The 13,077-nt window shown below is 52.7% G+C and carries 12 protein-coding genes; 6 read left to right on the plus strand and 6 right to left on the minus strand.

Annotated features, from left to right (window positions below; genetic code table 11):
• Window positions 1-63: 63 nt before the first annotated feature.
• Window positions 64-1,185: a [50S ribosomal protein L16]-arginine 3-hydroxylase gene (gene roxA, locus M4I31_RS13930; protein ID WP_038639870.1), complete on the plus strand. Its 1,122-nt coding sequence runs from the start codon at window positions 64-66 to the stop codon at window positions 1,183-1,185.
• A gap of 96 nt (window positions 1,186-1,281) precedes the next feature.
• Here roxA and pepT read toward each other — a convergent pair whose 3' ends face one another.
• Window positions 1,282-2,508, minus strand: a complete 1,227-nt coding sequence (gene pepT / locus M4I31_RS13935; RefSeq protein WP_085048503.1) for a peptidase T — start codon at window positions 2,506-2,508, stop codon at window positions 1,282-1,284.
• A 250-nt stretch (window positions 2,509-2,758) separates the two neighbouring features.
• Between pepT and potA the strand changes: the two genes are divergently transcribed.
• Genes potA through potD form a run of 4 tightly spaced genes read left to right on the plus strand, consistent with a single transcriptional unit; the run spans window position 2,759 to window position 6,586 of the window.
• Window positions 2,759-3,895: a spermidine/putrescine ABC transporter ATP-binding protein PotA gene (gene potA / locus M4I31_RS13940; RefSeq protein WP_038639864.1), complete on the plus strand. Its 1,137-nt coding sequence runs from the start codon at window positions 2,759-2,761 to the stop codon at window positions 3,893-3,895.
• Complete coding sequence (gene potB / locus M4I31_RS13945; RefSeq protein ID WP_038639863.1) at window positions 3,879-4,736, plus strand: spermidine/putrescine ABC transporter permease PotB; 858 nt, start codon at window positions 3,879-3,881, stop codon at window positions 4,734-4,736. The genes potA and potB overlap by 17 nt, the downstream gene beginning before the upstream one ends.
• Window positions 4,733-5,512 (plus strand): spermidine/putrescine ABC transporter permease PotC, encoded by a 780-nt coding sequence (gene potC, locus M4I31_RS13950; protein WP_006684943.1) that lies wholly within the window; start codon window positions 4,733-4,735, stop codon window positions 5,510-5,512. Before potB ends, potC begins: the two co-directional genes overlap by 4 nt.
• 27 nt (window positions 5,513-5,539) lie before the next feature.
• A complete protein-coding gene (gene potD / locus M4I31_RS13955) occupies window positions 5,540-6,586 on the plus strand; it encodes a spermidine/putrescine ABC transporter substrate-binding protein PotD (RefSeq protein ID WP_085048610.1) in 1,047 nt (348 codons plus the stop codon).
• Window positions 6,587-6,728: 142 nt separating this feature from the next.
• Here the strand turns inward: potD and cobB are convergent, their stop codons facing one another.
• The 5 genes from cobB to lolC are packed head-to-tail and all read right to left on the minus strand — an operon-like array spanning window position 6,729 to window position 11,633.
• The gene (cobB, locus tag M4I31_RS13960; protein ID WP_069323348.1) at window positions 6,729-7,550 is read right to left on the minus strand and encodes a Sir2 family NAD+-dependent deacetylase; all 822 of its coding nucleotides are present in this window, start codon (window positions 7,548-7,550) and stop codon (window positions 6,729-6,731) included.
• A 15-nt stretch (window positions 7,551-7,565) separates the two neighbouring features.
• On the minus strand, window positions 7,566-8,477 hold the full coding sequence (nagK, locus tag M4I31_RS13965; protein ID WP_085048504.1) for an N-acetylglucosamine kinase: 912 nt from the start codon (window positions 8,475-8,477) through the stop codon (window positions 7,566-7,568).
• 18 nt (window positions 8,478-8,495) lie between these two features.
• Entirely contained in the window at window positions 8,496-9,740 is a 1,245-nt protein-coding gene (gene lolE / locus M4I31_RS13970; RefSeq protein ID WP_085048505.1) for a lipoprotein-releasing ABC transporter permease subunit LolE, read from the minus strand.
• Complete coding sequence (gene lolD / locus M4I31_RS13975; protein WP_085048506.1) at window positions 9,740-10,441, minus strand: lipoprotein-releasing ABC transporter ATP-binding protein LolD; 702 nt, start codon at window positions 10,439-10,441, stop codon at window positions 9,740-9,742. The genes lolE and lolD overlap by 1 nt, the downstream gene beginning before the upstream one ends.
• Entirely contained in the window at window positions 10,434-11,633 is a 1,200-nt protein-coding gene (lolC, locus tag M4I31_RS13980; RefSeq protein ID WP_038639847.1) for a lipoprotein-releasing ABC transporter permease subunit LolC, read from the minus strand. The genes lolD and lolC overlap by 8 nt, the downstream gene beginning before the upstream one ends.
• Before the next feature lie 261 nt (window positions 11,634-11,894).
• Here lolC and M4I31_RS13985 point away from each other — a divergent pair, with 261 nt between their 5' ends.
• Complete coding sequence (locus M4I31_RS13985; protein WP_085048507.1) at window positions 11,895-12,959, plus strand: acyltransferase family protein; 1,065 nt, start codon at window positions 11,895-11,897, stop codon at window positions 12,957-12,959.
• The last annotated feature ends 118 nt before the right edge of the window (window positions 12,960-13,077 follow it).

A 13,077-nucleotide genomic window follows, 5' to 3' on the forward strand; every position in this document is an offset into this window, starting at 1 on the left:
TTCACGCTTGAGGTTAAGTATCCGTTATAATCGGTTGCAGATACCAGCCTGCGGATGCTCATTATGGAATACCAACTCACACTTAACTGGCCCGATTTTCTGGAACGCCACTGGCAAAAACGCCCGGTGGTCTTAAAACGCGGGTTTAACAACTTTATTGACCCACTCTCTCCTGACGAACTGGCTGGACTGGCAATGGAAAGCGAAGTCGACAGCCGACTCGTCAGCCACCAGGACGGTAAATGGCAGGTTAGCCACGGTCCGTTCGAAAGCTATGACCATCTCGGTGAGAACAACTGGTCACTGCTGGTGCAGGCGGTCAATCACTGGCATGAGCCAACCGCGGCGCTGATGCGTCCGTTTCGCGAGCTGCCGGACTGGCGTATCGACGATCTGATGATCTCCTTCTCCGTACCCGGCGGCGGCGTTGGCCCGCATCTGGATCAGTACGATGTGTTTATTATTCAGGGTACCGGGCGTCGTCGCTGGCGTGTGGGCGAAAAACTACAGTTGAAGCAGCACTGCCCTCACCCGGATCTGCTGCAAGTCGACCCGTTTGAAGCCATCATTGATGAAGAGCTGGAACCCGGCGATATTCTGTATATTCCGCCAGGGTTCCCACACGAAGGCTACGCGCTGGAAAACGCCATGAACTATTCGGTGGGTTTCCGTGCGCCAAACACTCGCGAACTGATTAGCGGATTTGCCGATTACGTTTTGCAGCGTGAACTGGGCAGCACGTATTACAGCGATCCGGATCTGCCGCCACGCGATCATCCGGCTGACGTTCTGCCGCAGGAGATGGACAAGCTGCGCGAAATGATGCTGGGGCTGATTAATCAACCTGAACATTTCCAACAATGGTTTGGTGAGTTTATTTCTCAGTCTCGTCATGAACTGGATATTGCCCCGCCAGAGCCACCGTATCAGCCTGACGAAATCTACGACGCCCTGAAGCAAGGGGATGTATTAGTGCGTCTGGGTGGATTGCGTGTATTACGCATCGGCGACGATATCTACGCCAATGGTGAGAAAATTGACTCGCCGCATCGTCCTGCCCTTGAAGCCCTTGCCAGTCATATCGTACTGACGGCCGAGAATTTTGAGGATGCGCTGGAAGATCCATCCTTCCTTGCCATGCTGGCCGCACTGGTTAACAGCGGGTATTGGTTCTTCGAAGGGTAAATCATTGTGACTGCGCCGGATGGCGCTTCGCTTATCCGGCCTACAAATATCTCATCCCGTAGGCCGGATAAGCGAAGCGCCATCCGGCATCTACATTTATTTTTGTTTCGCCGCCAGCTCCGCAATACGTACAATGACCTGCACCGCTTTTTCCATCCCTTCCAAAGTCACAAATTCATGTTTGCCATGATAGTTGTAGCCGCCGGTGAACAGATTCGGACACGGTAACCCCATAAACGACAGCTGCGCGCCGTCGGTTCCGCCACGAATAGGCTTCAGCACAGGTTCAATATCGCAATCGCGCATCGCCTTCTGGGCAATATCCAGCACGTGCGGATGCTCAATCACTTTTTCGCGCATATTGTAATAGCTGTCTTCGATCACCAGTTCGATATAGCAGTCCGGGTGTAACCCTTTGCCAACCTTCTTGGCGATATCCATGATCTTGCGTTTACGCGCTTCAAACTGCTTGCGGTCAAAATCACGGATGATGTAGTGCATATCCGCCCGATCAACCGTCCCTTTCATGCTCGCCAGGTGATAAAAACCTTCATAGCCTTCCGTCGTTTCCGGGCTTTCATCGGCCGGAACCTCCGAGTGAATACGTGCAGCCAGCGACAGCGCATTCACCATCACCCCTTTTGCGGTGCCCGGATGCACATTGTTGCCCACGATCTTAATATTAACCGACGCGGCGTTGAAGTTTTCAAACTCCAGCTCCCCCACGCCACCGCCGTCAACGGTATAGGCCCACTGCGCATCGAATGCCGCAACGTCGAAATGCTTCGCCCCTTTACCGACCTCTTCGTCCGGCGTAAAGGCCACGCGAATATCACCATGCGGGATCTCTTTTTGGATCAGCACAGCCAGCGCGGTCATGATTTCTGCGATGCCCGCTTTATCATCGGCGCCCAGCAATGTTTTGCCGTCTGTAGTGATTAGCGTCTGACCCAAAAGCTGATGCAGTACCGGGAACATCACCGGCGACAGAACTTCATCGCCAATACCTAACGCGATATCGCCCCCGCGGTAGTTTTCAACAATTTGCGGATTAACGTTTTTACCACTGCAATCCGGTGAGGTATCCACATGGGAAATAAAACCGATAGCGGGAATATTGCCAGCAACGTTAGCAGGCAACGTTGCCATCAGCGTCCCCTTTTCGCTGAGTGAAATATTGACCAGCCCCATCTCTTCGAGCTGTTGTTTGAGCAGTTGTAATAACTTCCACTGTCCTTCGGTGCTGGGTACTTGCCGCACGCCCGATTTGGATTGGGTGTCCAGCGACACGTAGTGTAAAAAACGCTCAAGTAGTTTATCCATGCAGTCACCCTCACTTTTTGTGACAACATTATCAATAAGCAACAAAAGACAAATATTGCGTCAGGTCACTTTTATCCCCGCAAGTAAGAATATTTCGCCATGACATCCCCTCTGACTATAGGGCTAAGTCAGTAATTCGCAACAAGGATTGGCGATTACCATGGTTTGCCGTAGAATAACGGCCCTCATTAAGAGTCATCAAGGTGGTTAACCACAAACCCCGCATCGGTCAGCCATCCGGTGCGTTTACATGGGACAGAGTAAAAAATTGAATAAACAACCGCGTTCGCTTTCTCCACTGGTGCAATTAGCGGGAATTCGCAAAAGTTTCGATGGCAAAGAGGTGATTTCCAGCCTGGATTTGACCATCAAAAACGGCGAGTTTCTCACGCTGCTCGGCCCCTCTGGCTGCGGTAAAACAACCGTTCTTCGCCTGATTGCCGGTCTGGAAACGGTTGATTCCGGTCATATCATATTGGACAACCAGGACATCACTCACGTTCCGGCGGAAAATCGCTACGTGAACACCGTCTTCCAAAGCTATGCGTTATTTCCCCACATGACCGTGTTTGAAAATGTGGCCTTCGGTTTACGCATGCAGAAAACACCCGCTGCTGATATCCCTCCTCGTGTTACCGAAGCCCTACGCATGGTACAACTGGAAGAATTCGCCCAACGAAAGCCGCATCAACTTTCTGGTGGACAGCAACAGCGCGTGGCGATTGCCCGTGCAGTGGTCAACAAACCTCGTTTGCTCCTGTTAGATGAATCCCTCTCTGCGCTGGACTACAAACTGCGCAAACAGATGCAGAACGAACTGAAAGCGCTGCAACGTAAGCTTGGTATCACTTTTGTTTTTGTCACGCACGACCAGGAAGAAGCGCTGACCATGTCAGACCGTATTGTGGTAATGCGCGATGGCAAGATTGAGCAAGATGGTACGCCGCGCGAAATCTACGAAGAGCCGAAAAATCTGTTTGTCGCCGGGTTTATCGGCGAAATCAATATGTTTAACGCGACGGTCATTGAGCGTCTGGACGATCAGCGCGTTCGTGCTAATGTGGAAGGTCGCGAGTGCAACATTTACGTCAACTTCGCGGTGGTGCCTGGGCAAAAACTGCACGTATTATTGCGCCCTGAAGATCTGCGCGTTGATGAGATCAACGACGATAATCATATTGAAGGTCTTATCGGCTACGTGCGTGAACGCAACTACAAAGGCATGACGCTGGAGTCGGTTGTGGAACTGGAAAATGGCAAGATGGTGATGGTCAGTGAATTCTTCAATGAAGACGATCCTGACTTCGACCACTCGCTCGACCAGAAAATGGCAATTAACTGGGTAGAAAGCTGGGAGGTCGTACTGGCTGATGAAGAACACAAGTAAATTCCAGAGTGTGGTGATCGTCACCATTGTCGGTTGGCTTGTGTTATTTGTCTTTCTGCCCAACCTGATGATCATCGGCACCAGCTTTTTGACCCGTGACGACGCTAATTTCGTCAAAATGGTCTTTACGCTGGAAAACTATACTCGCCTGCTGGATCCGCTCTATTTTGAGGTACTGGTCCACTCCCTCAATATGGCGTTGATTGCCACGCTCGCCTGTCTGGTACTCGGCTATCCGTTTGCCTGGTTTTTGGTAAAGCTGCCGGAAAAAGTGCGCCCGCTGCTGCTGTTCCTGCTGATTGTTCCGTTCTGGACCAACTCGCTTATTCGCATCTACGGACTCAAAATTTTCCTCAGTACCAAAGGCTATCTCAACGAGTTTCTGTTGTGGCTCGGCATTATTGATACCCCCATTCGCATCATGTTTACCCCCAGCGCGGTGATTATCGGCCTGGTGTACATCCTGCTACCGTTTATGGTGATGCCGCTCTACTCCAGCATTGAGAAGCTCGATAAACCGCTGCTGGAAGCCGCACGCGATTTAGGCGCCAGCAAACTTCAGACCTTTACCCGCATCATTATTCCGCTGACGATGCCGGGAATTATCGCCGGATGTCTGCTGGTTATGCTGCCGGCAATGGGACTGTTTTACGTTTCCGATTTAATGGGCGGGGCGAAAAACCTGTTGATTGGTAACGTGATTAAAGTGCAGTTCCTGAACATTCGCGACTGGCCGTTTGGCGCAGCCACCAGCATAACGCTGACTATCGTGATGGGGCTGATGCTGCTGGTCTACTGGCGCGCCTCCCGCTTGCTGAACAAGAAGGTAGAACTCGAATGATCGGTCGACTGCTTCGTGGCGGTTTTATGACCGCTATCTACGCGTATCTGTATATTCCAATCATTATTTTGATTGTGAACTCCTTTAACAGCTCGCGCTTTGGCATCAACTGGCAAGGTTTTACTACCAAGTGGTACGGTCTGCTGGTGAACAACGACAGCCTGCTGCAGGCGGCGCAACACTCCCTGACGATGGCAGTGCTCTCCGCAACGTTTGCCACGCTGATCGGTTCACTCACCGCGGTCGCGCTTTATCGCTACCGTTTTCGCGGTAAACCCTTTGTCAGCGGCATGCTGTTTGTGGTGATGATGTCGCCCGATATCGTAATGGCGATTTCACTGCTGGTTCTGTTTATGTTAATTGGCATTCAGCTCGGCTTCTGGTCGCTGCTGTTTTCGCATATTACCTTCTGTCTGCCTTTTGTGGTGGTGACGGTCTATTCACGTCTGAAAGGCTTTGATGTGCGAATGCTGGAAGCGGCAAAAGATTTGGGTGCCAGTGAAGTGACTATCCTGCGCAAGATCATTCTGCCGCTGGCAATGCCTGCGGTGGCGGCTGGCTGGTTGCTAAGCTTTACGCTGTCGATGGATGACGTCGTCGTTTCATCCTTCGTCACCGGGCCGGGTTATGAAATTTTGCCCTTAAAAATCTACTCAATGGTAAAAGTCGGCGTATCACCCGAGGTAAACGCGCTGGCGACCATTTTGTTGGTTCTGTCGCTGGTTATGGTGATCGCCAGCCAGCTTATTGCACGTGATAAAACCAAGGGCCGCTAAGGCCCTTAATTCAGGGGACGTTAAATGATGAAAAAATGGTCACGCCACCTGCTCGCGGCGGGTGCTCTGGCACTGGGCATGAGCGCCGCTCACGCGAATGACAACAACACGCTCTATTTCTATAACTGGACTGAGTATGTGCCGCCAGGACTGCTGGAGCAGTTCACCAAAGAGACCGGCATTAAGGTTATCTATTCGACCTATGAGTCGAATGAAACCATGTACGCCAAGCTCAAAACCTATAAAGACGGTGCGTACGATCTGGTGGTTCCGTCTACCTATTACGTCGATAAAATGCGTAAAGAAGGCATGATCCAGAAGATCGACAAATCGACGTTGACCAACTTCCACAACCTCGATCCGGAAATGCTCAACAAGCCGTTTGACCCCAACAATGACTACTCCATTCCGTATATCTGGGGTGCAACGGCCATTGGCATCAACAGCGATGCCATCGACCCGAAAAGCGTAACCAGTTGGGCCGACCTGTGGAAACCGGAGTACAAAGGTAGCCTGTTGTTAACCGATGACGCGCGTGAAGTCTTCCAGATGGCGCTGCGCAAGCTGGGGTATTCCGGCAATACCACCGATCCAAAAGAGATTGAAGCCGCCTATAACGAGTTGAAGAAGCTGATGCCTAACGTCGCGGCATTTAACTCTGACAACCCGGCCAACCCGTATATGGAAGGCGAAGTCAATCTGGGGATGGTGTGGAACGGCTCCGCATATGTCGCGCGCCAGGCGGGTACGCCGCTGGAAGTGGTGTGGCCGAAGGAAGGGGGTATTTTCTGGATGGACAGTCTGTCTATTCCGGCTAATGCGAAAAACAAAGAAGGTGCGCTGAAGCTGATTAACTTCCTGCTGCGCCCGGACGTGGCGAAAGAAGTCGCAGAAACTATCGGTTATCCAACGCCAAACCTTGCGGCACGTAAGCTGCTGAGCCCGGAAGTGGCGAACGATAAAACGCTCTACCCTGATGCTGATACCATCAATAAAGGGGAATGGCAAAATGACGTCGGCTCCGCCAGCGCCATTTATGAAGAGTATTATCAGAAGCTGAAAGCAGGACGCTAATTGCCGTCCCGTAGGCCGGATAAGACGCGCCAGCGTCGCCATCCGGCGCATCATCACTGCCCGATGGCGCTACGCTTATCGGGCCTACATCAATACGAAGCGTAGGCCCGATAAGGCATTTGCCGCCATCCGGCAAAAAAAATCACAGCCCTTTCAATAACTTCTCAACAAACTCAGGCACCACCTGGCTTGCCGGACCGTAATGCTTCTCTTCGAATTCGCTTCCCACCTGGCTCGGCTCGAGATTTAACTCTACCGTATGCGCTCCATGCAGCCGCGCCTCATGCACAAAACCCGCGGCCGGGTAAACATGGCCTGATGTGCCAATGGCAATAAACACATCCGCCATTGCCAGCGCCATATAAATTTCATCCATTCCCAGCGGCATTTCACCAAACCACACGACGTGCGGTCGCAGCGGAGCCGGGAACTGGCAGCAATGGCATTTGTCTTCCGCAGTCACATCGCCCGTCCACTCCAGAATCTGTCCGCTTTGCGAACAGCGAACCTTGAGCAGTTCGCCGTGCATATGGATGACATTCTGGCTGCCCGCGCGTTCATGCAGGTTATCAATATTCTGCGTCACCAGTAAAAAACGGTCACCCAGCTCGGCTTCAAGTTTTGCCAGCGCGATATGCGCCGCGTTGGGCTGGATTTCTGGTTGCTGCAATTGATGACGACGGGCGTTATAAAACGACTGAACCAGTTCCGGGTTGCGACTAAACCCTTCCGGGGTCGCAACGTCTTCGACCCGATGTTCTTCCCAAAGACCATCCGTCGCGCGGAAGGTTCGAATACCTGACTCGGCAGAAATCCCCGCTCCCGTCAGTACCAGCACTCTTGGTTTTTCCATCAATTCAGGCACCACTCTGTCTCTGAAAAAGATTCGTTGACGCAGGCGATCGCGCAAATGGCGTTTATTTTTACGAAAGCGGCTTAACCGATGACTCCGACGCGACAGCATAACAACCTCTTTGTATTAATCGGTAAGATGTAAAAAAGCGGCCCCGCGCATTCCGCCCGCATCACCGTGCCGCGCCTGCTCAATACGCGGCACTCGGGCAACCGGCAGCAGATGGCGTGGCAATCTGTCCGCCAGTTGCGTCGTTATAGCGGAAAAATTCGACAAACCACCACCAATCACCACTAAATCAGGATCAACGATGGTCAGGATATTCCCCAAACAGACTGCCAGTAAATCCAGATAACGTTCAACATGGGCGCGCGCTTGCTCATCCCCCTGCTCCCACAGCGCGATAATTTCACGGGCATCCAGCGGTTGATGGTAGTAATGCTGATACAACCACGCAAATCCACCACCGGAGAGATAGCTTTCAATACAGCCCAATTGGCCGCATCCGCAGCGGCGCAGTGGGAAATCAAATCCCATCAGCGTCAGCGCATCGACAGGCAAACGAATATGACCAAACTCACCGGTGATATAGCTGCGTCCGGTGATAGATTTACCGTTAAGCACCAGTCCACCGCCGACACCAGTGCCGAGGATTAACCCCATAACCAGCGGATACTGAGTGAACTCGTCGTCCCAGGCTTCAGAGAGGGCAAAACAGTTGGCATCGTTGTCCAGGCGAACATCGCGGTCAAGGCGGGCACTGAGATCGGCACGGAGCGGTTTACCACTGGCGGCAGGCACATTGGCCGCGTACAGCGTACCGTCTTCTGTTTCCGGCATGCCAGGAATGCCGATACCCACCGAACCTTTGACGCCGAATCGCTGGTCCGCTTCCATTACCAGATTGCAGACCGCATTAAGGAAAGCTTCATAGCTGTCGCGAGGCGTAGGGACGCGTGTTTCCCATTGCAAACGGCGTTGGTTATCAAATACTCCCAGCGCAATTTTGGTCCCGCCGATGTCAAATCCGTAATACATCACCGCTCCTTCTTATTGTTATTGGCCGCTAAGTACTCTCGCAGGATCAATATTGCTGGCGCGACGCGCCGGATACCAACTCGCCAAAAGACTCAGCACTAATGCTGTCATCAGCACGTAGATCACATCCAGCCAGTGTAATTCCGATGGCAGGAAGTCAATGAAATAGATATCGCCAGACAGGAACTGATGGCCGATAAGCGCCTCGATGCCGTTGATGATCGACGTCAACTGCAGCGAGACAACCACCCCGATGACGACGCCTATCAGACTACCGAACAGACCCGCCAGCAGGCCGTACCAGACAAAAATGGCACGGATCAAACCATCTTTAGCCCCCAGGGTTCTTAATACCGCAATATCACCGCTTTTGTCTTTTACCGCCATCACTAACGTGGAAACGATATTAAAACAGGCCACGCCAATCACCAGCACCATCGCCAGATACATGATGGCGCGGATCATCTGGATATCGCGGTACATATAGCCGTAGGTGCCAATCCAGCTCTTAATATAAACATAGTTATTGGTGACTTCACCCGCGTCACGTACCAGTTTATTGGCGTTAAAGACGTCGTTAACTTTTAGCGCGATCCCGGAAACGCTGGATCCCATATCCAGGTATTGCTGCGCGTCTTCCATGGGGATCATGGCAAAGCTGTGATCGAGCTGACCGCTCAGCTGCAAAATGCCCGTCACGTGCAAACGCACGCGTTTAGGCTGCTGTAACTTATGGTCCGCACTGGCGTTAGGGATCATAATCGATACCCAGTCGCCCTGCTTCACCTTCAGCGCATCGGCAATCCCCTTACCAATGATGATTTGCTGCTCACCGGCTTTGAAATTATCCCAGGCGTGGTTCTGCACGAACGATGGCAGCGCGCTTAAATGCTGCTCCTGTTTCGGGTCAACGCCCTTCACCTGCACCGCGCGTAGATTCGCCCCACTCTCCACCAGTCCGGTAAAGTTGATATAGGGCGCTGCGGCGACAATACCAGGCACTTTCTGTACTTTATCGAGCGCTTCCTGCCAGTTGTTCCACGGCTGGTTGACGGCCTCAATTTCACCGTGCGGGACCACGGCCAGAATACGGTTGTTCAACTCACGCTCAAAGCCATTCATGGCGCTTAACCCGACGATCAACACCGCCACACCCAACGCGATGCCAACGGTAGAAATCACCGAAATCAGCGAGACCATACCGCCGCGCCGCCGACCTCGGCTAAAACGCAGGCCAATCAATAACGATAAAGGCGAAGCCATTACTCTGCTCCCATCAGGCTCAGTTCAGCCGTCAGGCGACCATCGCGCATTTCAAGCTGGCGGCTCATGCGCTTCGCCAACTGCAGATCGTGCGTCACCACCAGAAATGCCGTGCCCTGAGAGCGGTTAAGCTCCCCCAGAAGCTCGAAAATGCTGTCCGCGTTGCGCGCATCAAGGTTACCCGTTGGTTCATCCGCCAGCACCAGACGAGGGTTATTCACCAGCGCACGGGCAATCGCCACGCGCTGACGCTCGCCGCCCGACAGTTCAGACGGGCGATGGCTGGCACGATGGTCCAGCCCTACCGCTTTCAGCATATCGCGCGCGCGCGCGGTGATTTCAGCCGGTTTTTTCTTGCCAATCAGCAGCGGCATCGCCACGTTTTCCAGCGCGGTAAAATCCGGCAGCAGATGGTGGAACTGGTAAATAAAGCCCAGCTTCTGATTGCGCAGCTCCGCCTTCGCCGCAGACGAGAGTTTGCTCATCGGCTGACCGTTAAAAATGACGTCGCCGGAAGTTGGCGTATCCAGCCCACCTAACAGATGGAGCAGCGTACTCTTACCGGAGCCGGAGCTGCCGACAATCGCCATCATCTCGCCTTCGCCAACGCAAAAACTGACATCGTGCAGGACATCGGTCTGCACTGAGCCTTCCTGATAGCGTTTGCACAGGTTGTCGCATTGCAACAGGATCTTATTCATAACGTAAAGCCTCAGCGGGTTGAGTGGCGGCAGCGCGCCAGGAAGGATAAAGCGTTGACAGCAACGCGATGGCCATCGCCACCAGCGCAATGACGATAACCTGCAGCGGCTCGATGGCGACCGGCAGCGCAGCGCCATCCAGAAGCACGCCGATAATGGGCATCAGGTTGTTCAGTTGACTGGCGAGCAATGCGCCCAGCCCTGCGCCCAGCAGCGCGCCGATAATCCCGGCACTGGCCCCCTGAACCATAAACACCATCATGATCTGCCGCGGCGTTAGCCCCTGAGTTTGTAGAATCGCCACTTCCCCTTGCTTCTCCATTACCATCAGACCCAGCGAGGTAATAATATTAAAAGCCGCCACCGCCACGATCAGACTGAGCAGCAGCCCCATCATGTTTTTCTCCATGCGCACGGCCTGGAATAATTCCCCTTTACGCTCGCGCCAGTCCTGCCATTTGGTACCTTGCGGCAGCGTTTGCTGGCTCAACGTGTCAACCTTTAACGGCTCGTTCAACCACAAACGCCAGCCGGTGATATTACCCACCGGGTAGCGCATCAGGCGTGACGCATCCTGAATGTTGGTCAGCATCTGGTAGCCGTCGACTTCGCTGTTAGCAGCAAAGGTGCCGATCACCGTAAACAGACGCTGGCTAGGCAGACGCCCCATCGGCGTAAACTGACTGGCGGACGGCACCATTACGCGAATTTGATCGCCACGGTTAACGCCCAACTGCCCGGCAAGCTGCTCACCGAGGATGACATTATACTTACCCGGTTGCAGATCTGTTTGCTTCACATTGACCAGATACGGCGTGAGCGGATCTTTTTGCGCCGGGTCGATACCCAGCATTACGCCAACCGCCACGCTACGCGCACTTTGCAGCACCACATCACCCGTTGTTATGGGTGCAACGCGGTTGACGCCGTTCAACACCACCGCTTTTTCCGGCAATTGCTGCGGGTTTAGGGAACCCTGTTCAGACGAGAGAACAGCCTGGGGCATCAGGCCAAGGATATTGTTTTGCAGCTCGCGCTCGAAACCGTTCATCACTGACAATACTGTGACCAGCGCCATTACCCCGAGAGTAATGCCGATGGTGGAGAGCCAGGAAACGAAGCGACCGAAGCGATCTGCTGCACGCCCGCGCATATAACGCAGGCCGATGAATAGAGCGACAGGTTGGTACATGAAATCCGTCTGGTTGCTGTTAGCAAAGTCACGAGTATATAAGCGAAAGCGGAATGGGTAAATGACTGAACCGTAAGTGTTCGTCAGCACTATTCCTAAAAGGATAGATAAATCAATCCGCTGTAGTTACCCCTCCCCCTTCAGTCCGGGTCCCTGATCTTTATCCTAAAAAAAACAAAATGCAGACAGTTACGCATTACAGCGTACAGCGGGTTGCGCAGGATGGCAGGCTATAGCAAACAACATGGGTACGCTGTCTCAATGAATAAAAAAGAATTATGGATTAATCAAATCAAAGGGTTATGCATTTGTCTGGTGGTAATATATCACTCAGTCATTACGTTTTACCCACACCTCACCACCTTTCAGTATCCGCTTTCAGAGATGCTGAGCAAATGCTGGATTTACCTCAATCTGTACCTGGCGCCGTTTCGTATGCCGGTATTTTTCTTTATTTCAGGCTATTTGATCCGCCGCTACATCGATAGCGTTCCCTGGACAACCTGTGTGGATAAACGGATCTGGAGTATTGCCTGGGTACTGGTGCTATGGGGAGTCGTGCAATGGCTGGCGTTAGTCTCGCTCAATGACTGGTTGGCTCCGCAACGCGATCTGAGTCATGCCGCCAACGCCGCGTATGCCGGTTCAATCGCTGGCTTTACCCACGGGATGCTGACCGCCAGCACCAGCTTGTGGTATCTGTATGCGCTGATTGTCTATTTTGTGCTGTGTAAGATGTTCAACCGCTGGGCATTACCGCTGTTGGCGCTGTTTGTCGTGCTGAGCGTGGCGATCAATTTTTTCCCCACGCCGTGGTGGGGAATGAACAGCGTGATTCGCAACCTGCCCTGGTACAGCCTCGGCGCCTGGTTTGGCGCAACGCTGATGGTATGGATCAAAGAGGTTCCTCTGCGCCGCCATACGCTCATATTTATGGTTAGCGTAGTCGCCGCCGTGGTCGCGTGGCTGGCAAATATTTCGCTACTGCTTTCCCTCCTGTCTATTGTACTAATCATGAAGCTGTTTTATCAGTTCGAGCAGCGCTTTGGTATGCGCGCATCCAGCCCGTTAAGCGTGATTGGATCCAATACTATCGCCATCTATACCACCCACCGTATTTTGGTTGAGCTGTTCAGCTTAACGCTAATCCCCAAAATCAATCATGCCGCCTGGCCTGCGTACGGCGAGTTGCTCCTGCTGCTGGTTTATCCCTTCGCCTGCCTGCTGTTGTGCACTCTGTTTGGCTTGCTGGTGCGTAAGATTTCGCAAAAAACCGTTGCCGACTTGCTCTTTTCTCCACCGTCTTTATCGACGGCCTCGCGCTAATTTTAACGCGCTTTTTGCCCCCATCAGGGGGCGAATCAATTTGCTTATGAGAAACGATCACGGATAATAAAGAACATTGCTTATCAGATGTATATCTAAACGAGATCCTGACAACCGA

Source organism: Citrobacter sp. XT1-2-2, from assembly GCF_023516235.1.
Classification (GTDB): Bacteria; Pseudomonadota; Gammaproteobacteria; order Enterobacterales; family Enterobacteriaceae; genus Citrobacter; species Citrobacter werkmanii.